19 protein-coding genes are annotated in these 23711 nt (G+C 72.1%); 10 read left to right on the top strand and 9 right to left on the bottom strand.

Annotation, left to right across the window (positions count from 1 at the left end):
- The first annotated feature begins 25 nt into the window (after nt 1-25).
- Nucleotides 26-1612: an ABC transporter permease gene (locus EDF40_RS17755; protein ID WP_123341058.1), complete on the top strand. Its 1587-nt coding sequence runs from the start codon at nt 26-28 to the stop codon at nt 1610-1612.
- Between the two features lie 28 nt (nt 1613-1640).
- Nucleotides 1641-1928: a hypothetical protein gene (locus EDF40_RS17750; RefSeq protein WP_123341059.1), complete on the top strand. Its 288-nt coding sequence runs from the start codon at nt 1641-1643 to the stop codon at nt 1926-1928.
- A gap of 6 nt (nt 1929-1934) precedes the next feature.
- Here the strand turns inward: EDF40_RS17750 and EDF40_RS17745 are convergent, their stop codons facing one another.
- A complete protein-coding gene (locus tag EDF40_RS17745; protein ID WP_123341060.1) occupies nt 1935-2453 on the bottom strand; it encodes an 8-oxo-dGTP diphosphatase in 519 nt (172 codons plus the stop codon).
- A gap of 64 nt (nt 2454-2517) precedes the next feature.
- Between EDF40_RS17745 and EDF40_RS17740 the strand changes: the two genes are divergently transcribed.
- Together EDF40_RS17740 and EDF40_RS17735 are read left to right on the top strand one after the other, a co-directional pair.
- Nucleotides 2518-2868, top strand: coding sequence for a tryptophan synthase subunit alpha (locus tag EDF40_RS17740; protein ID WP_123294181.1), 351 nt, complete (start codon nt 2518-2520; stop codon nt 2866-2868).
- 63 nt (nt 2869-2931) lie between these two features.
- A complete protein-coding gene (locus EDF40_RS17735; protein ID WP_123341061.1) occupies nt 2932-3822 on the top strand; it encodes an aminodeoxychorismate lyase in 891 nt (296 codons plus the stop codon).
- A gap of 341 nt (nt 3823-4163) precedes the next feature.
- Here the strand turns inward: EDF40_RS17735 and EDF40_RS17730 are convergent, their stop codons facing one another.
- Entirely contained in the window at nt 4164-5363 is a 1200-nt protein-coding gene (locus EDF40_RS17730) for an amidohydrolase (RefSeq protein WP_123341062.1), read from the bottom strand.
- A 74-nt stretch (nt 5364-5437) separates the two neighbouring features.
- On the opposite strand from EDF40_RS17730, the gene EDF40_RS17725 reads away from it, so the two are divergent.
- Together EDF40_RS17725 and EDF40_RS17720 are read left to right on the top strand one after the other, a co-directional pair.
- Entirely contained in the window at nt 5438-6751 is a 1314-nt protein-coding gene (locus tag EDF40_RS17725; RefSeq protein ID WP_123341063.1) for a Fic family protein, read from the top strand.
- A gap of 37 nt (nt 6752-6788) precedes the next feature.
- Nucleotides 6789-8936, top strand: coding sequence for a S9 family peptidase (locus EDF40_RS17720; RefSeq protein WP_123341064.1), 2148 nt, complete (start codon nt 6789-6791; stop codon nt 8934-8936).
- A gap of 129 nt (nt 8937-9065) precedes the next feature.
- Here the strand turns inward: EDF40_RS17720 and EDF40_RS17715 are convergent, their stop codons facing one another.
- From EDF40_RS17715 to EDF40_RS17710, 3 genes are read right to left on the bottom strand one after another with little or no spacing between them, the layout of a single operon-like run.
- Nucleotides 9066-10595 (bottom strand): CYTH domain-containing protein, encoded by a 1530-nt coding sequence (locus tag EDF40_RS17715; RefSeq protein ID WP_185003208.1) that lies wholly within the window; start codon nt 10593-10595, stop codon nt 9066-9068.
- Nucleotides 10592-11404 (bottom strand): hypothetical protein, encoded by an 813-nt coding sequence (locus EDF40_RS19340; RefSeq protein ID WP_185003206.1) that lies wholly within the window; start codon nt 11402-11404, stop codon nt 10592-10594. The genes EDF40_RS17715 and EDF40_RS19340 overlap by 4 nt, the downstream gene beginning before the upstream one ends.
- The gene (locus EDF40_RS17710) at nt 11401-11727 is read right to left on the bottom strand and encodes a PadR family transcriptional regulator (protein ID WP_123341066.1); all 327 of its coding nucleotides are present in this window, start codon (nt 11725-11727) and stop codon (nt 11401-11403) included. The genes EDF40_RS19340 and EDF40_RS17710 overlap by 4 nt, the downstream gene beginning before the upstream one ends.
- Nucleotides 11728-11795: 68 nt before the next feature.
- Between EDF40_RS17710 and EDF40_RS17705 the strand changes: the two genes are divergently transcribed.
- Nucleotides 11796-12068: a mycoredoxin gene (locus EDF40_RS17705; RefSeq protein ID WP_123293947.1), complete on the top strand. Its 273-nt coding sequence runs from the start codon at nt 11796-11798 to the stop codon at nt 12066-12068.
- A gap of 121 nt (nt 12069-12189) precedes the next feature.
- On the opposite strand, the gene EDF40_RS17700 is transcribed toward EDF40_RS17705, so the two are convergent.
- Both EDF40_RS17700 and EDF40_RS17695 read right to left on the bottom strand, forming a co-directional pair.
- Nucleotides 12190-14316, bottom strand: coding sequence for a DEAD/DEAH box helicase (locus EDF40_RS17700; protein WP_165901102.1), 2127 nt, complete (start codon nt 14314-14316; stop codon nt 12190-12192).
- Between the two features lie 682 nt (nt 14317-14998).
- Nucleotides 14999-16243: an aminoglycoside phosphotransferase family protein gene (locus EDF40_RS17695; protein ID WP_123341067.1), complete on the bottom strand. Its 1245-nt coding sequence runs from the start codon at nt 16241-16243 to the stop codon at nt 14999-15001.
- An 80-nt stretch (nt 16244-16323) separates the two neighbouring features.
- Between EDF40_RS17695 and EDF40_RS17690 the strand changes: the two genes are divergently transcribed.
- A complete protein-coding gene (locus EDF40_RS17690) occupies nt 16324-17397 on the top strand; it encodes an aromatic acid exporter family protein (RefSeq protein ID WP_123341146.1) in 1074 nt (357 codons plus the stop codon).
- A gap of 59 nt (nt 17398-17456) precedes the next feature.
- Here the strand turns inward: EDF40_RS17690 and EDF40_RS17685 are convergent, their stop codons facing one another.
- On the bottom strand, nt 17457-17795 hold the full coding sequence (locus EDF40_RS17685; RefSeq protein WP_111084550.1) for a hypothetical protein: 339 nt from the start codon (nt 17793-17795) through the stop codon (nt 17457-17459).
- A 225-nt stretch (nt 17796-18020) separates the two neighbouring features.
- Here EDF40_RS17685 and EDF40_RS17680 point away from each other — a divergent pair, with 225 nt between their 5' ends.
- Both EDF40_RS17680 and EDF40_RS17675 read left to right on the top strand, forming a co-directional pair.
- Nucleotides 18021-18698, top strand: coding sequence for a response regulator transcription factor (locus EDF40_RS17680; RefSeq protein WP_111084549.1), 678 nt, complete (start codon nt 18021-18023; stop codon nt 18696-18698).
- On the top strand, nt 18695-20206 hold the full coding sequence (locus EDF40_RS17675; RefSeq protein WP_123341068.1) for a cell wall metabolism sensor histidine kinase WalK: 1512 nt from the start codon (nt 18695-18697) through the stop codon (nt 20204-20206). The genes EDF40_RS17680 and EDF40_RS17675 overlap by 4 nt, the downstream gene beginning before the upstream one ends.
- 58 nt (nt 20207-20264) lie before the next feature.
- Here EDF40_RS17675 and EDF40_RS17670 read toward each other — a convergent pair whose 3' ends face one another.
- Nucleotides 20265-23690 carry an error-prone DNA polymerase gene (locus tag EDF40_RS17670; protein ID WP_123341069.1) on the bottom strand — a complete coding sequence of 1142 codons (3426 nt, stop codon included), beginning with the start codon at nt 23688-23690 and terminating at the stop codon, nt 20265-20267.
- Between the last annotated feature and the right edge of the window lie 21 nt (nt 23691-23711).

The following is a 23711-nucleotide window of genomic DNA, read 5'->3' as shown; positions in this document are numbered from 1 at the left end:
TCCGAGAACAGGAGCACAGCGCCGAGTGAGCACGCCGCGGAACGACGTCAACAGGAACGACGACACCCCGGACCGTCCCGGAGGGTCCCGGCCGACGTCGGCGCCGAAGCCACGCAGCACCCGCCCCTCGGCCCGTGGCACGAAGCCCCGCCGGGGTGCGAAGGTCGCCGGTTCCACCCGACCGGCTCTGCGCCGACAGGCACCCGTGCCGGCACCGCAGCAGCACGGCGCGTACCGCCGCTGGTACTCGACGTTGCACCCGTCGCTCCAGCTCATCGGCCTGCAGCTCTGGATGCCGCTGTTCTTCATCGTCGGCTTCTGCCTCTGCTACGTCTTCGCGTTCCACGCACCGCACCCGCACGACGTGCCGATCGCCCTGGTCGGCAGCGACCCGACACTCGTCGCCGCCGTGCAGAAGGCGTTGCCGGGCGAGTTCGTGTTCCACACCTACGACTCCCTGGCGGCGGCGAAGCGGGACGTCATCGCGGGGTCGATGGCGGTCGCCTACGACCCCGCGACGAACGAGTTCTTCAAGGCGAGCGCCCACCAGTTCCAGGTCGCGAGCCTCGTGCCGGCGACACTGAGCGCGGTGCTCACGGGCATCGGCGTCGCGACCCCGAAGATCACCGAGCTCGCTCCCCTGCCCGCGTGGGACGAGTACGGCACCGTCCCGATGTACGTGATGCTCGCCTGGTGCATCGGCGGCTACATGGTCGCGATGTTCATCGGGATCATGGGCGGCCCGCTCCGGCACCGCACCCGCATGACCGTCATCGTCGTCGGCGGGCTCGTCATCTCCCTCATCACGAACACGCTCGCCGGTCCGGTCGTCGGCGCCATCCACGGCCACTGGATCCAGCTCGTGCTCATCGCGTGGGGGTGGATCGTCGCGATCGGTCTCGCCGTCAACGGGCTGAGCTACTTCGTCGGCCGGTTCATCGCTGCCCCTGCCATGATCTGCTTCGTGTTCCTGTCGATGCCGTCGTCCGGTGGGGCGTACCCGAAGTGGTTCATGCCGGAGCCGTTCGCCTGGCTCAACAACGTCGTCGTCGGGTCGAGCATGGTCGACATGATCAAGCACCAGATCTACGGCGTCGGCCCCGGCCCTGCCCGCGGTCTGATCACGATGGGCTGCTACGCCGCGGTCGGCCTGGTGCTCATGTACTTCGGCAAGAAGTGGTGGGAGCGGCGACGCATCCGCGCCATCGTCACGGGCCGGACCACGATGTTCCAGGACGCCAACACAGCGAACCGTGAGTTCCTCGGCAAGGAGCGCGACGCCGAGCTCGAGCGCCACGGCCTCGAGTCCACCGAGACGGGCACCCTGAGCGTCCTGAGCGACGACGACTGGGAGGACGCCCGCGTCGGCGGTGACGTCTTCACCGGCGGACGCGACGGCCTCGAGACCGAGACCACCCCCACCGGCCGCATCCCCGTGGTGCGGACCGGGGACCGCACCGGCCCCGTGCAACGGCCGGGAGGCGCGGGGACCGGACCACGCACGCGTCCCGTCCCACGCACCGAGGGCTCCAGGGCACCGGCTCGGTCCGACACGTCCGCTCGCGTCGACGCCGGGGACGAGCCGCCGCACGGACGCCACGCGGACCGGTGAGGCGTCGGCGGCGCGTATCCTGGGGGGCATGAACCCGCGCATCACCTGGCACCGCGTCCTCGTCACCGTCGTCGTCGTGCTCCTCGTGCTGACGGTCGGCTTCTACGTCGCGAGCATCGTGCTCGCACCCGCCGACGGCCGGAACACCGCCGGGCTCTTCGTCGGCTGGGCGATGTTCGCCATGGTCGGCGCGATCGTGTTCGGGATCATCGACTTCTTCGTCCGGCCCCTCGGTGGTCGCAGCGGGGACGCCGAGGTCATCGCCGCCGCCGAGGAAGCTCGCACCGGCAGCACCCGCACCCAGCAGATCCGCTGATCCGCTCTACGCGGGTGACTCGACACCCGTCCCGGTGAAGCCCGCGACCGTCGCGTCGTCGTCGGCGAACGTGAAGCGTGCACGCACCGAACCCCCACGGAGCACCGCCGGCAGCCAGTACTTCGCGTCGTCCCACATCGCCTCGTAGGGGACGTCGGCGACCGGGATCCACCGCGGCTCGAGCTCGTCGGAGCCCGACGGGCTGCCCTGCCAGCGGCGGCACACGAAGACGTCCGAGACCTGGGACCAGGACGGCCGGTACGGGAACCGGTAGTCCAACGTGCCACGGGCCTCCAGGTCGACCGTCTCGAGACGCAGGCCGACCTCTTCGCGCACCTCGCGCACGGCGGTCTCGACCGCCGACTCACCGGGCTCGCGCTTGCCGCCCGGGCCGACCAGCCGGCCGGTGCCGAGACCGCGGCGCTTCTCCCCGAGCAGGACCTCGGGCCCGCTCGCGCCGTCGCGCAGCAGGTAGACGACGACCACTCGGGGGTGCTGGGACTTGCTCTCGTCGCGCGGGGTCACCCGTCAAGTCTGGCCGAAGATGTGTCGTACGCTCTTCCCATGGCAGGCGTGCTGCGGGGGCACCATGGCTGAGCCCCGCAGGACCGGGCGCAGCCTCGAAGTGCTGCGCGCCGAGGCCGCCGAGGAGATCTCGATGCTCGTCGAGCACCGGAGCCGCCAGGGCGAGGACCCGTGGGAGTTCATGCCGACGCTCCCCACGGTGGACGAGCAGGTCGTGCTCATCCTGCGGGCCGACGCGGTCGACCTCGACGCCGCGATCGGCAAGCGGCACGCCCAGTGGTCGATGCACCCCGCGTCCGGTCAGGGCACTGTCCTCGGCGAGGAGTACCACCGGTTGCGCCGGATCGCGCTGCAGCACCCCGAGCTCACCCAGGCGGTGTGGAAGCTCATGGGCGCCCTGCCCGACGCGAGCTGACGCCCACGCACGAAGCGCGCCCACGCACAACGTGCGCGGACGTGTGTGCGATTGGATGGGCGTATGACCGAAACCGTGCTCGCGATCCTCAACCAGCCCTCCCGCGACGCCGCGCCGCACGACACCGCAGCGGACGCCTTCACCTGGGCGAAGCCGCTCGAGGAGCACCTGCAGGTGCAGGACCTCGGCATCACCCGGGGCGACGGCGTGTTCGAGACGATCACGGTGGTCGACGGTCGTCCGCAGGCCCTCGAGGCGCACCTCGACCGGTTCGGCCGCTCCGCCGCGATGCTCGACCTGCCCGCGCCGGACCCCGACGCCTGGCGGCAGGCGATCGAGGCCGTCTGCGCCCGGCTCGACCCGGTCCGCGAGGCCTTCGCGAAGACCGTCCTGACCCGTGGCGTCGAGGGCACCGACCGACCCACCGGCTGGGTCTACGCCGCACCGTCCGTCGACTCGACCGCCGCGCGCACCGAGGGCATCTCCGTCGTCGTGCTGGACCGCGGCTACCGACACGACGTCGAGCGCACCTCGCCGTGGCTGCTGCAGGGCGCGAAGACCCTGTCGTACGCGGTCAACATGGCAGCGCTCCGCGAGGCCGTCCGCCGCGGTGCCGACGACGCCCTGTTCGTGTCGAGCGACGGCTACGTGCTCGAGGGCACGCGCGCGAACCTGATCCTGAAGGTCGACGACCGGCTCGTCACGCCGCGCACCGACATCGGGATCCTGGCCGGCACCACGCAAGCCGACGTCTTCCGCTTCGCCGAGCAGCAGGGCATCGAGACCGCCTACGAACTCGTCACGCTCGCCGATCTGCAGGCTGCCGACGCACTCTGGCTCGTGTCGAGCGTCCGGCAGGCGGCGCCGATCCGCTCCGTGAACGGCGACGCCCGTGCGATCGACGCGGACCTGACGGACCGGATCAACGAGTTCCTGCTGGCGCGCGAGGTCTGAGCCGGCCGGGTTCGCCGAGTGCGCTCGGTTCGCTCGGTTCGCTCGGTTCGCTCGGTTCGCTCGGTGAGACGCCGTCGTGTCGTCTCGGCGCCGCCGAATCCGGCGGCGTCTCGCGGACGTGACGGCGTGGTGCGGACACGCCGGCGTCGTGCGGCCGACCACGCGGCGGACGGGAGGCCCGTGGCGGCCCTGTACCGTGCCTCCCGTCCGCCGTCAGCTGCGTGCACTGCCAGCGCGAGACGCCGTCGTGTCGTCCCGGCGCCGCCGGATCCGACGGCGTCTCGCGGACGTGACGGCGTGGTGCCGAGACGCCGGCGTCTCGAGGGCGGGGCGCGGGAGCGCTACCAGCGCGGGGTGGTGACGCCCGTGCCGTCCGCCCACTCGAAGACCTGCCGGCCGTCGATCCAGACACGTGTCGCGCGACTGGTCGCGTCGAGCGGGTCGCCGTCCCAGAGCACGAGGTCGGCGTCGTGGCCCACGGCCAGCCGACCGACACGGTCACCGAAGCCCAGGAACTCGGCCGGGTTGACGGTGAGCGCCTCGAGCGCGGTCTGTGCGGGCAGGCCCTCCTTCACCGCGGCGGTGGCCTGGTCGACGAGCATGCCGATCGGCACGACGGGGGCGTCCGTGGTGATGGCGACCCGGACGCCGGCGGCGGCGATGGTCGCGAGGTTCGGGATGCCGCGGTCGCGGAGCTCGACCTTCGAGCGGCTCGTGAACAGGGGGCCGTAGATGACCGGGATGTCCTTCTCGGCGAGCAGGCTGGCGATCTTGTGCGCCTCGGTGCCGTGGTTCACGACCAGGCGGTAGCCGAACTCCTCGGACAGCCGGATCGCGGTCGCGATGTCGTCGTGGCGGTGGGTGTGCTGGTCCCAGACGAGTTCGCCGTCGAGGACCCGGACGAGTGCCTCCTTCGTCAGGTCACGCGCGAACGGCTCACCCTTCGCGGCGGCGGCGTCACGGGCGGCGCGGTAGTTCTGGGCCTCGACGAAGGCGTCACGGATGATCTTCGCGACGCCGAGGCGCGTCGCCGGCGTCTGACCCTTGCCGCCGTACACCCGCTTCGGGTTCTCGCCGAGCGCGCTCTTGATGCTCACCGAGTCCGAGATGAGCTGTTCGTCGACCGTGCGCCCGCCCCAGGTCTTGATGGCGACGGTCTGGCCGCCGATCGGGTTGCCGGACCCCGGCTTCACGACGATGCTCGTGATCCCCCCGGCGAGCGCGTCGCGGAAGCCCTCGTCGTCGATGTCGATCGCGTCGATCGCACGAACCCCGGCCATGTTCGGGCCGGTCATCTCGTTCGTGTCGTTGCCGGCCTCGCCGTTCGCCTCCTCGTGGATGCCGACGTGGCCGTGGGACTCGACGAAGCCCGGGACGAGCCACGCACCGGCTGCGTCCACGACGGTCATCCCCGGGGGCGGTGTGACGTCCGGGCCGATCGCGGTGATGCGGCCGTCCTCGACGACGACCGCGCCACCGTCGAAGGCGGGGGCGGAGACGGGGACGACGTGGGCACCGGTGATCGCGAAGGAGTTGCTCATGCCACCAACGCTACGCGGGCCGGCGAAATACGAATTCCTGGCGTCGGGCGTCCGGGGGTCCCTACGCTCCCGGCATGGTGCATCGGAGCGAGACCCCGCACGTCCACGACGGCTCGACCGCGCTCGGGGGCCAGACCGCGCACGGCGGCGTGCTCCTGCACCGCGGATGGCCCGTGCACGGCAGCGCGGCGCGTCCGTGGCGCAGTGCCCGCCGGGGTTCCCGCGCCGATCGGATGACCACGTCCGTCCGGGTGTCGCTCCCACCGGTGATCGCTCGTGCTCGGTGGGAGCCCGATGTCCGGACCGAGGCGCTGCTCGACCGCGCAGCCGCGGCGCTCCGGTCGCTCGACGTCCACCACGGTTCCCGGCTCGCGCCCCTCGGATCGGTGATCGGTCGGACCGAGGCCGTCGCCTCGTCGCGGATCGAGGACGAGTCCGCGTCGCTCGACGACTGCGCCCGAGCGCTCGTGGGCATCCGCGCGAACCCGAGTGCGACCGTCGTCGTCCGCGCCGCCGGTGCGATCGAGGGATTGGTCGCGGCAGCGGACACGGGCGTGATCACCGAGACCGCGCTGCTCGAGGCGCACCGGCTGCTCATGCGCGACGACCCGGTCGACGGCCGGTACGCCGGGCGCTACCGCAGCGTCCAGAACTGGATCGGTGGCGGTGACACCCCGCGGCTGGCGACGTACGTCCCGCCGCCGCCGGAGCTCGTCGCGCCCCTCATGGCCGACCTGTTCGCGTTCCTGCACCGGACGGACCTGCACCCGATCGCCCAGGCTGCGATCGGGCACGCCCAGTTCGAGTCGATTCACCCGTTCACCGACGGCAACGGCCGGATCGGACGTGCGCTGATCAGCGCCGTGCTGCGACGCCGGGGCGTCACGACGACGGTGACCGCGCCGATCGCCACCGCGCTCGCAGCGGATCGGGGCCGGTACTTCCGGCACCTCGAGCGGTACCGCGACGGGATCGTGGACGCCCTGGTGGCAGACATCGCGATCGCCATCGGCACCGTGTGCGACGAGGCGACCGTGGCCGCCCTGCTGCTCGACGAGCACGCGGCCGACCGGATGGCGGGTCCGTGTGCCACGGGTGTGCACGCAGTCGTCGGGCGGGCGCTCTCCGACGACCCGGTCCTGACCGAGACCCGGCTGCAGGACCTCCTCGCCGCCGGCGTCGACGGCGGACCGGTCGACGCCGACCTGGCCGGCTCCGTGGCTGCAGACCTCGTCCGCGCCGGGGTGCTGCGTCCGGTCACCGAGCGGCGGCGTGACCGTGCCTGGGTCGCACCGGCCGTCGTGGACGAGCTCGAGGCCTTCGAGCAGCGGATCCGCGCGGGGGTGGACGCACGGGCGTGGTCGGACCGGTTGCGTGCGGCGGCGTGACGCCCGGCTCGCCACGGGGCCGTGCGCATAGGGTGGGATGGTGAGCACCGAGCACTCCCAGGCCACCCCGCCCACCGCCGCCAAGCGGCCCGTGACGCGGACCCACCACGGCATCGACTTCGTCGACGACTACGAGTGGCTGCGTGACAAGGAGTCGCCGGACACCCTCGCCTACCTCGAGGCCGAGAACGCCTACACCGACGCCGCCACCGACCACCTCGCCCCGCTGCGCGACCGCGTCTTCGCCGAGGTCAAGAACCGTGTCCAGGAGACGGACCTCTCGGTGCCGGTGCGCATGGGCGGCTGGTGGTACTTCACCCGCACGGCCGAGGGCAGCCAGTACGGCGTGCACTGCCGCGCGCCGATCGCCGGTCCGGACGACTGGACCCCGCCGGCTGTCGTCGAGGGCGAGTCGACCCTCCCCGGCGAGCAGGTCGTCCTCGACGGCAACGCCCTGGCCGACGGCCACGAGTTCTTCTCCCTCGGCACCTACGACATCAGCGACGACGGCACCCGCCTGGTCTACGGCATCGACGTCGAGGGCGACGAGCGGTACACCCTGCACGTGCGCGACCTGGCCTCCGGCACCGATCTCGGCGACGCCATCCCGAACACCGGGGCCGGCGCGACGTTCGACCCGGCCGGCCGCTACGTCTTCTACCCGACGGTCGACGAGTCGTGGCGCCCGGACAAGATCTGGCGGCACGCCGTCGGCACGGCGGCGTCCGACGACGTCCTGGTCTTCGAGGAACCCGACGACCGCTACTGGGTCGGCGTCGGTGTCACCCGGTCGTCGCAGTACATCGTCATCGAGCTCGGGTCGAAGATCACGTCCGAGGCCCTGGTGCTCGACGCCGCCGACCCGACCGGCGAGTTCCAGGTCGTGTGGCCGCGGCGCGACGGCGTCGAGTACGAGATCGAGCACGCCATCGTCGGCGGCAGCGACCGGTTCCTGGTGCTGCACAACGACGGTGCCGAGAACTTCGAGCTCGTCGACGTCCCCGCCGACGACCCCACGTCCGAGCGGGACCGCCGGGTCGTGGTGGCGCACCACACCGAGCGCCGCATCGAGTCCGTCGACGCCTTCGCCGGGCACCTCGCGCTCGAGTACCGCTCCGAGGCGCTCCCCCGCATCGCGATCATCCCCATCGAGGGTGACGGGTACGGCGACGCGCACGAGGTCCCGTTCGACGAAGCACTGTTCTCGGCCGGTCTCGGCGGCAACCCCGAGTGGGACCAGCCGACGCTCCGCATCGGGTTCACCTCGTTCGTCACCCCGTCCGAGGTCAGCGACCTGGACCTGGCGACCGGCGAGGTGACGGTCCTGAAGCGCCAGCCGGTGCTCGGCGGCTACGACCCCGCCGACTACGCGCAGGAGCGCGACTGGGCCACGGCGGCGGACGGCACCCGCGTACCGATCTCGCTCGTCTGGCGGCGCGACGCCGTCGACGCGGACACCCCCTCGCCGCTCCACCTGTACGGCTACGGCTCGTACGAGCACTCCATCGACCCGGGCTTCAGCGTCATGCGTCTGTCGATGCTCGACCGCGGCGTCGTCTTCGCGGTCGCCCACGTGCGTGGTGGCGGCGAGATGGGTCGCCACTGGTACGAGAACGGCAAGACGCTGACGAAGAAGAACACGTTCACCGACTTCGTCGCGGTCGCCGACCACCTGATCGAGTCCGGCCGCACCACCGCGGACCGGCTCGTGGCCGAGGGCGGCAGCGCCGGCGGGCTCCTCATGGGTGCGGTGGCGAACATCGCACCGGACCGGTTCGCCGGGATCGTCGCCGCGGTGCCGTTCGTCGACGCGCTCACGAGCATCCTCGACCCCGACCTGCCCCTGACCGTCATCGAGTGGGACGAGTGGGGCGACCCGCTACACGACGCCGAGGTCTACCGCTACATGAGCGAGTACACCCCGTACGAGAACGTCCGCGACGACGTGCAGTACCCGCGGATCCTCGCCGTGACGTCGATCAACGACACCCGTGTGCTCTACGTCGAGCCGGCGAAGTGGACCGCGAAGCTGCGCGAGGTCGGGGCGCCAGTGCTGCTGAAGACCGAGATGTCCGCGGGCCACGGCGGCGTGAGCGGTCGGTACGCCTCGTGGAAGGAGCGGGCGTTCGAGCTCGCTTGGCTGCTCGACGTGCTCGGGCTGGCCGACGAGACGCCCGCCGCCTGATGACTTCGTGAGCAGAAATGGTCGGGTTGCGCGCGCGCACCCGACCATTTCTGCTCACCAAGCGAACGCCCGCGCCCGCGACCCGCGACCCGCGCCCCGAGTCGCGCGGCACCCGCCGCGCGGCGCGCCTCACACGCGGTTGAGCGCGTGCACCGCCTCGTCGTAGGACTCCTCGGCCAGGCGCACCCGGTCCCCCGCGAGTACGCCGTAGCCGAACGTCCCCTCGCCACCGCGTTCGGCGATCGCCGCGTTGGTCCGCAGCGCGTCGAGGGCGTGCAGCGATCGAACACGCTCGGTCAGCACGTCGGCTGCGCTGCCGATCCGCTTCCACAGCGCGTGCGGGAACGCGTCGTCGCCGAGGACGTCCATCGCCATCCGTGCCCGCATCGTGCCCTGCCAGGCGGCTTCGGTGGTCGCACGGTCGGCGGCCTCGCGCTCGGCGGCGGTGTCCGAGGTGTCGTCGGCGACCGCGGCCCGGACGAGCTCGCGGATGTGCGGCTTCACGACGGCGCCGACGTCCTGCGCGACCTTCTTCGGCGAACGGAGCGACCACTCGGTCGGGGTCGGACGTTCGACGGCGTCGTCGAGCGCGTCGAGCAGCTCGAGGAACGGCTCGCCGTGCACGAACGCGACGACGTCCCGCACCGACTGGTCGCGGCGCTCACGGGTCGACGCCAGGATGCGTTCGCGGGTCATGGAGTCGACCAGGTCGTCCTGCGCCGGGGTCGACGCGCGCGGCAACCGGTCGATGAGGTACTCGTTGAGTGCTGCGCGCGCGGTCACGGCAGCCAGGCCGTCGGCCGCCTCGGCGGCTCGGTCGACGGCGTCACCGTCGGCGAACGCCGGACGGTAGGCGCCGAGGATCGAGGCGATCTCGAGTGCGGTCTCAGCCGTCTGCCGGAGGTCGGCCGCGTCGCCGGAGCGGAGCCGCGATTCCTGGCCGAGCAGCGCAGCGCGCAGCTTCCGCAGTCGCTTCGCGAGGACGCGTGCGGTCGTGCCCTTGTCCGGCTTCTCCTCGGTCTGGAGGCGCGGTGCCGGTGCTCCTGCCAGCCCGCGTGCCAGCTTGGACGCGACGGCGGCGGGGCCGGCGCCCACGGCCGCGAAGCGCCCGTCCAGGGCCGCGAAGAGCTCGTGCGCGACCTGCGGGTCGACGTCGGCGACGGCCTCGACCTCGACCTCGCGCCAGGTGCGCGGCGTCTCCGGAGCGTCGTCGTCGAGGCGCTGCGCGGTCACCTGGTCGTCGGCGAGCTCGGCGACCTGGTCGCCGTCCTCGTCGAGCAGGCGGGTGACGGTGCGGGTGGTCGTGATGCGGACCACGGGGCGCAGGCCACGGCCGCGACGCTCGGTGAAGAGCGCCGCGAGGACCTCGGTCGGCACCGTGTCGGCGTCGTCGGTCAGCGGGAAGTGCTGCTCGTGGCGGACCGTGTCCGACTCGGAGCGCTTGATGTGCCACCCGGCATCGGGGCCACCGGTCCGACGGCGGACCGTGACCCGCGCCGCCACCAGGTCGTACCGCTCGGTGTCCCAGTACGTCGCATCGAGCTCGAACGGCTCCTGGTGCTCGGTGCGGAGGATGCCACCGGCGCCGACGAGGTCGGGCAGGGCACCGCCCTCTGGCAGGTCGTAGGTGCGCTCGATCTCGAGGTGGGTGTCACTCACACGGTCTTGTCTACCAGGGCTTCGCCGTGCGCCCCGACCACCGCGGGCGCATCGGTGGAGAACCGTGACGCCACCGCTCCGGCGAGGACGATCGCCAGGTGGGGCAGGGTGACGAGGAACGGGCTCCACCGCACCGGGACGAGCGGGTAGAGCACGCCGGCCCACTGCAGGGCGAAGACAGCGACCGGGAGGACCAGGAGTACCCAGGTCCACCGCGCAGCGCGTGCCGCGACCAGCCACCCGGCAAGGGCGAGGACGACGGGCACCAGGGCGATCGGCAGGCTCGTCGGCGGCGTGAGGATCGGCTGCAGCGCACCGCCGACGGCCGCCGCGACGATCATGCTGGCGCCGAGGCGACGGCGTCGAGCACCCGTGCGGAGCGTGAGCGCTGCCAGCGCGATGGCCGCACCGGGCACGAAGAACACCAGAGACCACGTCCCGGTGATGCCGAGGACTCGGTCCGAGGCACTCTCGTAGCCGTAGTTCGGCTGCAGGATGAGCCACGCCCCTTCCACGAGCAACGACACGACCGCGAGGGCGACCAGCACCGGCACGGTCCGGATGGTGTGCGGTGCAGAACGGACGGGTGTCGGCAGTGCGGTCATGGTGTCCCCCCAGGTGGATCGGTGGCCGGCGCGTCTGTGGAACAGCGCCGTGGTGAACGCGCCGAACGCGAGTGCAGTCGGCGAGAGGTCGAGTTCGTGGGCATCGCGCACGTCGGCGAGCCACTGCTCGCGGCGGGCGGCGCGGTGTGCTGCGGGCGAGACGGCGACGGCGGCCCCCACGAGCACCCGGTCGAGCGCGCTCACGAGGTCACCGGCCGGTGGGCCGAGCGAGCCGGACGAACGGGCGTCGCGGCGGACGGACGCGCGGCGACGAGGTCGCGTGCGGCGTCGAACCCATCGGGCGTGAACTCGTAGAGCCGACGACGCGGCCCCGGTCGGTCGGTCTCGTCGTCCCACGACGACGTGATCCACCCCTGCCGCTCGAGTCGCTCGAGGATCGGGTAGACGGTGCCGGCCTGGCGCCCGGTGGCCTTGATGACGAGCAGCCCCCATGCCGGGCCGTCGGCGGCCAGCAGTGCGTCGAGCACGTCGAGCGTCGGGGCGGTGACGCGTCGGATCGGATCCATGCGGCTTAACCTAGCTATATCGGATAAGCACGTCAAGGGTGTCCAGACAGCGGGGTTAGCCTGGCGCCATGAGCGACACGATCACCCGCGAGCAGTTCACCCCCGAAGCCGGCGGCGTCACGATGTTCACGACCACCTGGTGCGGCTACTGCGCCCGGCTGAAGAACCAGATGACGAAGGCCGGCGTGCCCTTCACCGAGGTCGACATCGAGCAGACCCCGGGCACGGCGGAACTCGTCGCCGAGGTCAACGGCGGCAACCAGACCGTCCCGACGCTCGTGTTCCCCGACGGCAGCACGGCGACGAACCCGTCGCTGGCCGAGGTGCAGTCCCGCATCTGAGCGGCACCCCCTGGCGCGAAGCCCCGCACGACCGAAGTCCGTCCGAACCGCGTGATCACGTGGTTCGGACGGACTTTGGTTGTGCTGAACGGATGCGCGTCGCGCGCCGCCCGCCCCGGAGCTAGCCCCCGAGCGCCTCGGTCAGCAGCGCGGCCATGGCGTCGAGCTGGATGTCGCCGGAGTCGACGAGTTCCTCGTCCGAACCGTCGAGCGCGCGAGCGGCCAGGGACGCCTTCGAGTCGATGAGCTCGGCGATCTTGGTGTCGATCGTCTGCGCGGCGATGATGCGCCACGCGGTGACGGGCTCTTCCTGCCCGATGCGGTGCACGCGGTCGATCGCCTGGGTCTGCTCGGCGCTCGTCCACGACAGCTCGGCGAGCACGACGTTGGACGCCACCTGCAGGTTCAGGCCCACGCCGGCCGCGGTGAGCGAGCAGACGATCACGGCGACGTCGGGGTCGTTCACGAACGAGTCGATCTGCGCCGTGCGCTGCGTGGCCGTCTGGTCGCCGCGGATCGTGGCGGTGCGCAGGCCACGTCGAGCGAAGACCTCTTCCGCCTGGTCCATCACGTCGAGGTGCTTCGCGAAGAACACGACCTTGCCGACGTTCGACGCGAGCTGCGCGGCGTAGTCCGCTGCGAGCTGGGCCTTGGCGCGACCGATGCGTCGGACCATCGAGAACACGTTCTCGCCGGTCGACGAGGCGTCCTGGTCCTCGAGCTCCCAGCGCGCGACCTGCCGGACGAGCTTGTGGTCGATGCCGACGACCGGGTCCTGCCCGGTGCGGGCGTCGAGCGCCTGGTGGTACCGGCGGACGAGCTTCGCGGTGAGCTCGCGCTCGGCATCGCGGATGGAGCGGCCCTCGTCGCCGTCGAGCTCGACGGGGATGTCGGCGATCCGGCGGGCAGGGATGTCCGCGGCGACGTCGACCTTGCGGCGTCGGACGATGCCCTGGTCGATCACGGCACGGCGGGCCTCGACGAAGAAGCCCTGGTCGGCCGGCGTCAAGCCGATCTCCTCGAGCTCGTTCATGAGCTTCGCGCGGGGCTTCTTGTCGTCGATCCAGCCGAGGTACTCCCAGATGGTCCGGAAGTCCTCGACCGAGTTGATCAGCGGGGTGCCCGTCAGCGCCATGAGCAGCGGTGCCGCGGTGCGCTGCCGGATGCGGTCGGCGATCTGCAGCACGAAGCGAGCGCGCTGCGAGTCCTTGTTCTTGATGAAGTGTGCCTCGTCGACGACCATGCCCTTGAAGCCGAAGCCCCCGAGCCAGCCGGCGTGCCGGTCGAGGATCTCGTAGTTCACGATGATGATGTCGGCGAACCCGTCGAGGTCGTTGCCGTCCCCGTGGATGACGGTAGCGCGGTGGTTCGGCACCCAGCGCTCGGCTTCGCGCGCCCAGTTCGTCTTGACGACGTTCGGCACCACGACGAGCAGCGGGAACGCGTTGGCGGCGTCGGCGGCGAGCAACGACTGCGCTGTCTTGCCGAGGCCCGGCTCGTCGGCGAGCAGGAACGTGCGGTGCCCCTGCGACGCGGCGGCGACCAGTTCGGCCTGGTGCTTCATCAGGGTGGTGCCGGAGCGGGAGTGCAGCGAGGTCGGCTCGGGCAGCGGCATCGTCGCCGCTCCCCCGCCTGCGCCGTACTCGAACGACTTGAACAGCGGACCGAAGAGCTCCCAGTTCGCCAGGCGACGCGGGTGCGCGACGGGCTGGTCGGCGAGCGCGAAGTCCGGCGGCAGGAACGGGTTGGCGAGCTGACGCTGCACGACCGCCTGCGGGGTGACCGCGCGCACCGGGGTCTCGGCGACCGGGGTGGGCTCCGCTGCGATGACGAGGTCCTCGGGCTGCAGCTCCATGCCGCCGGCGATCATCATGTCGCGCTTGACGGCGCGGGTCGCCTCGGAGACCTGCACCTCTTCTGCCAGCAGCTGGATGACGCTGGTGTCGCGGGCCGCGGTCTTCGCGAGGATCGTCGCCACGCCGTCGAGCCGCTTGAGCTGCTCGGCGCGCTGCGAGTCGGTGAGGTCGGTGTCGCCCTTCACCCGAGCGCGCTCTTCGCGCATGAGCAGTGCGACGGCCTGGAACTTCGTCCGGTTCGTCGCCTTGAGCGGTCCGCGCTGCGCCGCCGCCTCGACCTCGCGCACCGCGCGGGCGAGGACGGGGATCACGCCGTCGTTGTCCAGCGGCCTCGTCCGACGTGACGCGGTCCGCGTCCCGCCGGCAGCTCGCCGGGTGCCTGATCGAGCCAACGCTCCTCCTGTTCCGCCCACGCATCGGGGCGAGCCGCCCGTGGGGCGGAAGTCCTGCACCGGGGCCTGACACGGCTCCGGTTCGGCTGCGGGCCACCGTGGCCCACCGCTTCGCCGGTCCCCGCTTCGGGACGTCCGGTGGAGTCCCGCGGACCGTTCCACCGCGAGCGCCTGCTCGGCGCCGGGTGCGACGGTCCGCGCCGGGATCCGGCGTCGTCACACGCACGTGACGCCCCCGCGGGGCGGTCACGGCCCGGTTCCCGCGTCGATCAAGTGATCGACGGCTGCGTCCGGAATCGACGCGGCACGCGGGAACGCGGTGCGTGCGCGCTCAGTTTACTCCCCGACCCCCGACAGAGGCGACTCCTCGTCGCCCGCGCGCGTCGCGCCTCCTGGCCGTTGCGGCCCGAGCGTCCCCTTCCCGCGCGCGTCCCACGGGATCTGGAACGTTCGCGACGGCCGACCGGGAGGCCCGGGGCGGGCCCGCCCCGGGCCTCCCGACCGCCACGGGTCGCATTCACCGCCGCGCCCGGGGTTCCGAAATCTTGGCATCTCACGCCGCCTCGGAAGCGTCCGTGGAACCTCGGCGCACCGCGCGCGGCATGTCGTGGAACCTCGGCGCTCGGCGCGTGGCGTGTCGTGAAAACTGGGCGCTAGGCGCGCGGCGTGCCGTGGAACCCCGTCAGACGCGGGGCGCGGACCGCGGGCGGACCAGGCCGGCCGCCGGCAGGACCGGAGCAGCCTCGGCCAACGCGGCCCGCGTCGCCGCGAGGAGCTGCTCGGCGGTCTGGATGCCGTTCGCGGAGCCGGTGGTCGCCTGGCCGCCGGCGTGGGCCAGCAGCTGGGCACCGATTGCGGGCCCGATGCGGTCGGTCTCGCGCGAGTTGCGGGCGACCCAGTCGCGGGCGATCGCGTCGGCGAGGCGCTCGGCTGCGGCTCCGCGGTCGGCGTCTCCGCGCGATCGGTGCCAGAGGCCGGTGACGACCAGGTGGGCGACGACCGCCCCGATGTCGCGGACCGGGAAGCCCCATCCCGCGGTGTCGATGTCCAGCAGGCCGGAGATGCGCCAGGGCTCGTCCTCGTCGACGAAGACCTGCTCGAGGTGCAGGTCGCCGTGCACGACCTGCTTCGTCGCGCTCGTCCAGCCGATCGACCGGCGGCCGATGGCGTCGTACAGGCGGTCGATCTCGTCGGCGTCCTGCGGCAACGCGGCGATGAGCGTGCGGCGGTGCCAGTCGGCGTGGTCCATCGCGTCGGCACGGGCCTGCTGGGTCATCGGGACGGTCGCGACCCGACCGCTCAGGGCGGCCAGCGACGCGACGAACCGCGGGTCGTCGGCGATGTCGAGGATGCGGCTGCCGGCCGGCACGCCGCGGATCCGCTCGAGCACGAGGAGCCCGTCGCCGCGGCTGGACAGCACGCGGGGCACCGGCAGGCCCGCCGCCACGAACTGCTCGTGCGACTTCACGATCGGCGCGACCCGGTGCGGACGGACGATCTTCAGGAACAGGGTTCGCTCGGGGGCGTCCACCCGCACCACCGCCCGCTTGCCCGGTCGGTACGCGGCCACCGTGAGCACCGGGTCGGTGACGGGCATGCCGAGCGTCGTCAGGAGCTCGGCGACCGCGTCCCGGTAGGTCACCTGCGGCAGCACCGGCAGACCCGGGTCGTTCGGGTACGCCCACACCGAGACGGGTTCGCCGGTCGCGGGATCGGTGACGATCGCACTGTTCTGGTCGTGCGCGCCGCCGGTGTCGACGTACGTCAGGACGGTGGCGCGCTGACCGTTCCGGTCGACGGTGTCGACCTCGTAGCCGTACAGGTAGCCGTTGCCCGAGGGCTCGACGGAGTGCGCCCGTGCGGCCACGACAGAGGTCCCGGAGCCGGCGAAGGCCTGCGGGATGACGCGCTCATGGTTGGGCCACACGACATCAGTCAACCGTGTCCGGACGTTTTCGTCGCGTTCGTGCACGGCTCGGCGTGCGGGCGGTGGCTAGCGTGGTCGAGGTGAACCCGGTCGCGCGTCTCCGCAGCTCCAGTCGCACGCCGTTCCTGCAGGTCGTGAAGACCGCGGTCGCGGTCGTCGCGGCGGTGCTGCTGTGCCGGCTGCTGATCCAGGGACCGTTCCCGACCTTCGCCGCGATCGCCGCGCTGCTCGTCGTGCAGCCGAGCATCAACCAGTCGTTCGTCAAGGGCCTCGAGCGGAGCGCCGGGGTCGTGCTCGGCGTGCTGCTCGCCACCGGGTTCCACCTGCTGCTCGGCGACTCGGTGTGGGTCGTCCTGCTCGTGGTCGTGCTCGCCATCCTCATCGCCTGGGTGCTCCGGCTGACCCCGACCTCGGCGACCCAGGTCAGCATCAGCGGGATGCTCGTGCTCACCGCGGGGGTCGTCACGCCGAACTACTCGGCCGACCGGATCCTCGAGACCGTGATCGGTGCGGTCGTCGCCCTCGTCGTGAACGCCCTGATCATCCCGCCGGTCCTGCTCGAGCCCGCTCACCTCGCCGTCGCCCGACTCGCCCGCGACACCGCCGTGGCCTTCGAACGCGTCGCGATCGGCCTGACCGAGGGGTGGGACCGCGACCGGTGGCAGGACGCCCTGGTGCGGGCGCGCGCGCTCCGGCAGCAGCACGCGAAGACCGAGGCATCACTGAACGCGGCTCGCGAGTCCCTGACGATGAACCCACGAGGCGGCCGGCACCGCACGATCCTCGACCGCGACGTCGCCATCACCGAGCACCTGCGCGTCCTGGTGACGCGCGTCACCGGCATGACCCGGGCGATCCACGACAACACCGCACCAGACCTGCGCGCTGACCCGGTGGTCGGTGGCATCGCGACCGAGGTGGCCCGGATCGGCTCGGACGTCCGCGCGCTGAGCGCCCGGGTCGAGTCGACACGGCTGGACCCGTCGTTCGCCGCGGGTGCCGATGGGGACGATGCCGGGGTGGCGACCGCGGAACCCGCGCTGACGGCACCGATGGAGATCGTGCGACCGAACTCACGGCACTGGGTGCTCATCGGCGCTCTGCTCGAGGACGTCCGACGCGTGCGCGAGGAGCTGCTCGGCGAGGACGACTGACGCCGGTCGACGCGGCGTGCTAGCGCCGGCGCCGGTCGGGCGCGGCGTGCCGGTGCCGGTCAGCGCGTGGCGCGTGCGGCTTCGGCCGCCGTCTGCACGACGTCGTCCCAGATCACCGCGGCCGGCACGGCGGGATCGGTGCCGGGAACGCCGACGTCGGCGAACCGGCTGATCTCCGCGACGACGGCCTCGGTGCCGACCTCGCGCGCCGCGCGGCTCGCCACATCGGGGACGGCCGTCCGCAGTTCGGCGACCACGCGGTCGCGGCGGACGCCCTCCATCTGGCCGAGCGCGCCGATGCCCTTCCACGCGGCGTCGAGCTCCGCGCGGAGACGGACGATGGCCGGGTGGTCGACGGACGGGTGGTCGACGGACGCGTGGTCGATCGGGTCGTTCATGGTGCCCCCTGGTGCAACGGACCGCCCTTCGGGTAAGCGCTGTCCGCCAGGTGATCCTACCAATGAAGCAAGAAGTCCTCATGTCCCTAGAACGCGGGACAGACCGTTCTGCCCGGTGGCCTGGCAGCCACGGTACCCGCTCCTGTGACGAGATTCAGTGAGTTCGGCCCGGGCATCGGCCCTCCGCGCCCGTTCGATGCCACGATGGGTCCGAGGAGGTCCACTATGCGGCTGTTGGTGGTCGAGGACGACGATGAGATGCGTGCCCTGATGGAGCGCGGTCTCGCTGCCGAGGGGTACCGCGTGACGGCGGTGGAGAACGGGGTCGAGGCGCTCATCGCCCTCGGCGAGCAGGCGTTCGACCTGGCCGTCGTGGACGTGATGATGCCCGGCATGTCCGGGTTCGAGCTCGCACGACGGATCCGCGAGCGCGAGGACCCCGTGCGGATCCTGCTCGTCACCGCGCGCGACGCCGTGGACGACCGCGTGTTCGGCCTCGACGCCGGGGCGGACGACTACCTCACCAAGCCGTTCGCGTTCGCCGAGCTCACCGCCAGGCTCCGCGCCCTCGGTCGCCGCGAGTCCGCCGGGGCACCTCGAACGATCGAGGTCGGCGACGTCTCTATCGACTCCGAGGCCCGTCGCATCTCGATCAAGGGCCAGCGCGTCGCCGTCAGCCCGACCGAGTTCGCGCTGCTCCGCCTGCTCGCGCGCTCCGCCGGCAGCGTGGTCGACCGGCCGAAGATCCTCGAAGAGGTCTGGGACGGCTCGCAGCACGTCGACCCGAACGTCGTCGAGCAGTACATCTCGTACCTCCGCAAGAAGCTCGTTGCCCACGAGGCCACCGTCGCGATCGCCACCGTGCGCGGCCGCGGGTACCGCCTGGATCTGCTCGGGGCGTGAGCGGGGCCTCCGCTCGCCCGGGGCCGGACCGCCCACGACGCGGTCTGGTCCGCCCCCTGCGCCTGCTGTCGCTGCGGGCACGGATCACGATCGGCTCGACGGCGATCGCCGCGGTCGTGATCGTGCTGCTCGTGCTGGTGATGCGGTTCCAGGTGGTCAGCGTCGTCGCGAGTGCGACCCGGACCCTGCTGGACGCCGACGCCGACCCCTACGTCGCCACGCTCGAGGTGGACAGTGATCCCGACCTGTCCCCGCCGGGCAACGCGCAGCTCGTCGCCGTGGTCTCACCGTCCGGAGACATCGTGCTCTCGACGATGCCCACCCGCGTGGAGAGCGCCCTCGGCAGCCTGACCTCCACGGCGGCCGGCACCTCGATCATCCGGGTGTCCGGGTCCGAGTACCGCGTAGTGGTCGAACACCCCGTGAACCAGGCCGGCCGGTGGACGGTCGTCGCCGCCCGGAACTCGCAGGCCGAGGCGATCGTGGTCGACGACCTCACCTCGACCCTGTCGCTCACGGGCGTCGCGATCCTGCTCGCCTTCGGCATCGCCTCGTGGATCCTGGCGACCGCGGCACTCCGTCCCGTCAACCGCATGCGCCGTGAGGCCGAGCGGCTGTCCGTCGCGCCCGAACGGGCCGAGCTGCCCGTCGGGCCCGCGCAGGACGAACTCGCGTCCCTCGCCACGACCCTCAACGCCTTCCTCGCCCGCACGCGCCAGGCCACCGAGCGGGAACGGCAGATGGTGTCCGACGCCAGCCACGAGCTCCGCACACCGCTCGCCATCCTGACCACCCAGCTCGACCTGGCGTCGCTCGACGGTGACGACGCCGCTGCCCTGGCCGCCCACATCGAGCGCGCCAAGCACAGCGTCGCCCGGCTCTCCCGGTTGGCGAACGACCTGCTCGCGCTGTCGCGGATCGAGGAGTCCGAACGGCTGGAACAGGACGGCGACCAGCGCCCGGAGACCGCCTGGTCCGACCTCGGTGACGAGGTCATGGCGGCCGTCGACCGGGTCCGGCTCATCGCGTCAGCCAAGGACGTCACCGTCGACTTCGACCTCGAGGCCCCGGTGGGCGTCGGTGGCTCCGGGCCCGGCATCGGCGGTGGGACCCACGAGCCCCGCTACCGGCTCGACACCGGCGGCATGGCGCAGCTCGTCACGAACATCGCGGGCAACGCGGTGTCGGCGCTCCCCCGCGGTGGCGGCATCTTCGTGTCCTGGCGCAGCACCGGCGGCGAGGGTGTCCTGCAGGTCACCGACGACGGCCCCGGTGTCCCCGAGTCGTTCATCCCGGTGGCGTTCGACCGGTTCACCCGACCGGACGAGGCACGGAAGTCGCGCCCGAACCCCGACCCGGCCACCGGTGCGATCGCCCTGCCGGGTGGATCCGGCCTGGGGCTCGCGATCGTCCGTGCGGTGGCCGAGCGCGCCGGTGGGACGGCGTCGCTGCGGAACGTGCGCTCCGGCGGGCTCGAGGTCACGGTGCGACTGCCCGAGGTCGAGTAGCCGCGCGCCTACTCCGCCGCCCGCCGCCCGCCGCGCGCGGACCGCCGCCCCCGACCACTCACTGGAAGTCCCGCGACCGCGTGCGCACGGACAGCGACAGGTGCTCGATCCGGTCAGCCACCAGGTTGACCACGCCGTCGGGCGAGCGCTCGAGGATGCCGCGGACGATCACCGCCGGGGATTCCCGGGCAACCCGGCGGTACCGCCCCCACACCCCGACGCTGCAGATGACGTTGACCAGCCCGGTCTCGTCCTCGACGTTCATGAACGTGATCCCCGACGCCGTCGCCGGACGCTGCCGGTGCGTGACGATCCCGCCGATCTCGACCCGCCGCCCGGTCTCGGCCGTCGCGGTGTCCTGCACGCTGAGCACCCGGCGGGCGGCGAGCCGGTCGCGCACGTGCCGGACGGGGTGGTCGTCGGTCGTCATGCCCGTCGACCACATGTCGGCGATCAGGACGTCGCCGCTCGTCATCTGCCCGAACAGCGGCGGTTGGACGACGACCTGCGTGTCCGGCAGCTGGTCAGCGCGCTCCGCAGCGGCCTGCGCCGCCGACCACATCGCCCCGCGGCGGTCGATGTCGAACGGGGCGAAGGCGTCGGCTGCGGCGAGCGCCTCGAGCTGCGCCGTCGTCAGCCCCACCCGGCGGGCCAGGTCGGACATGTCGACGAAGGGACCGTTCGCGTCACGCTCGGCGACGATCTTCTCGGCGCTCTTCCGGCTGAGCGAGGCGACCTCGGCGAGTCCGAGCCGGACCGCGAACGCGCCGTCGCGGCGGTGCCGTGCGGTGTCGTCGGGCAGTGCCTTGTCGAAGGGCAGCACCGGCGGCTGCTCGGTGTGCAGGCAGGCGTCGTCACCGCACGGGGGCACCACCTGGTCGTCGCCGAGCGGTTCGAGCGTCGCGTCGACACCGGAGCGCAGGATGTCCGGTCGGAGCACCTGGACGCCGTGCCGACGGGCGTCGGCGACCAGGGTCTGCGGTGAGTAGAACCCCATCGGCTGCGCCCGGAGCAGCGCGGCCAGGAACGCCCCCGGGTAGTGCAGGCGCATCCAGGCGCTCGCGTAGACGATCAGGGCGAAGCTGATCGAGTGGCTCTCCGCGAAGCCGAAGTTCGCGAACGCCTGAATCTTCGCGTAGATCGCGTCGGCGTCCTCGCCGTGGATGCCGTTGTCCGACATGCCCGCGTAGAGCTTGTCGCGCAGCCGGTCGATCTTCTCGTGGCCGCGCTTCGACCCCATCGCCCGCCGCAGCAGGTCGGCGTCGTCGCCCGAGCAGTTGCCGACCGCGATCGCCATCTGCATGAGCTGCTCCTGGAACAGCGGCACCCCGAGGGTGCGTTCGAGCACCGGTTCGAGCGACGGGTGGATGTACGTGATCGGTTCCTCGCCGGTCCGACGCCGGATGTAGGGGTGCACGGCACCGCCCTGGATCGGGCCGGGGCGGACGAGGGCGACCTCGATCACCAGGTCGTAGAACCGCCGTGGGAGCAGCCGGGGCAGGGTGCCCATCTGCGCGCGGGACTCCACCTGGAACACCCCGATGGTGTCGGCTCGGCAGAGCTGGTCGTAGACGCCCTGTTCCTCCTTCGGCATGGAGTGCATCTCCCAGCGTTCCCCGCAGTGCTCCGCCGCCAGGTCGAACGAGTACTGCAGCGCCGCGAGCATGCCGAGGCCGAGCATGTCGAACTTCACGAGCCCCATGAAGGCGCAGTCGTCCTTGTCCCACTGCAGCACGGTGCGGCCGTCCATCCGCGCGTGCTCGATCGGCACGACCTCGCCCACCGGCCGGTCGGTGAGCACCATGCCACCCGAGTGGATGCCGAGGTGGCGCGGGAAGCCCAGGACGTCGCTCGCCAGCCCGACGACGGCCGGCGGTATGTCGTGGTCCTGGCTCTCGGTCACCGAGCCCCACCGCTCGACCTGCTTCGACCAGGCGTCCTGCTGCCCCGGGCTGTGGCCGAGTGCCTTCGCCATGTCGCGGACGGCACCCTTCGGGCGGTACGTGATGACGTTCGCGACCTGGGCGGCGTTGTACCGGCCGTACTTCTCGTAGACGTACTGGATCACCTCTTCGCGGCGGTCCGAGTCGAAGTCGACGTCGATGTCGGGTTCTTCGTCGCGCATCGCCGACAGGAACCGCTCGAACGGCAGGCCGTAGCGGATCGAGTCCACCGCGGTGATCTCGAGCAGGTAGCAGACCGCGGAGTTCGCGGCGGAGCCCCGCCCCTGGCAGAGGATCCCCCGGCCGCGGGCGTACTGCACCATGTCGCGCACGATCAGGAAGTAGCCGGGGAAGTTCTTGTCCTCGATCACCGCGAGCTCGCGTTCGATGCGCTCGCGCTTCTGGGGGTCCACGCCGTCGGCACTGCCGGGGTAGAGGCGACGTGCACCCGTCCAGGTGAGTTCCCGCAACCAGGACATCGCGGTGTGGCCGTCCGGCACGTCGAGGTCGGGCAGCCCGGGCTTGACCGTGCGCAGCCGGAACCCGAGTTCGTCGGCCAGCGTGACGGTGTTCTCGATCGCCCCCGGGTACCGCCCGAACCGCCGGGTCATCTCGGCGCCGGAGCGCAGGTGCGCGGTGTCGGCGGCCGGCAGCCACCCGTCGATCTCGTCGAGGCTGCGCCGGGCCCGCACCGCGGCCAGCGCCGTCGCCACCGGGAACCGGTCCGGGGTGGCGTAGTGGACGTTGCCGGTCGCGACCAGGGGCAGCGTGTACCGCTCGGCGAGGGTCGCGAGCACGTCGTTCCGCGCACTGTCGAGCGGGTCGCCGTGGTCGAGGAGCTCCACCACGACGTTGCTGCGCCCGAAGCGGTCGAGCAGCACGCGCAGCGCGGTCTCCGCCGCAGACTCCCCGCCCTGCTCGAGCGCCTGCCGGACGGTGCCCTTCCGGCACCCGGTGAGCACCCGCCAGTGTCCGTCGGCCCGCCCCGCGAGCTCGTCGAGGTCGTAGCGCGGGCTGCCCTTCTCGGACCCGGCCGCGAGGTGCGCACTCGTCACCGCGCCCGCGAGCCGGTGGTAGCCGTCCTGCCCGTCGGCGAGCAGGAGCAGGTGGGAGCCCTCGGGATCGGGGACGCCGTTCTGCGGTTCGGTCAGGCCCAGCGAGAGCTCGGTGCCGTAGACGGTGCCGACCTGCGGGTACGCCTCGGCGACCTCGGCCATCCGGGCGGCACCGTAGAAGCCGTCGTGGTCGGTGAGGGCGAGGGCGTGCAGGCGCAGCCGTGCGGCTTCCTCGAACAGCTGCTCGGGCTGGCTGGCACCGTCGAGGAAGCTGAAGGCCGAGTGCGCGTGCAGCTCGGCGTACGGCACGACCGGAGGGCCGTCGTCCGCAGCCGCCGGCTGGTCCGTGGGCACGTACGGCTCGCGCTTGCGCGACCACGCCGGGCTGTCCCCGCCGTCGCCGGCCTTCGCCGTCCCCGGACTGCGCTTGTCCGACAGGGCGCGCTCGAACTGCGACCACGGCACGGGTGGGTTGCTGTAGCCCATCAGGTCCTGCTCCTGGATCGG

Source organism: Curtobacterium sp. PhB170 (assembly GCF_003752345.1).
Lineage (GTDB): Bacteria > Actinomycetota > Actinomycetes > Actinomycetales > Microbacteriaceae > Curtobacterium.
Note: the sequence above shows the minus strand (reverse complement) of the source record. Positions and strands in the feature narration are given on the sequence as shown.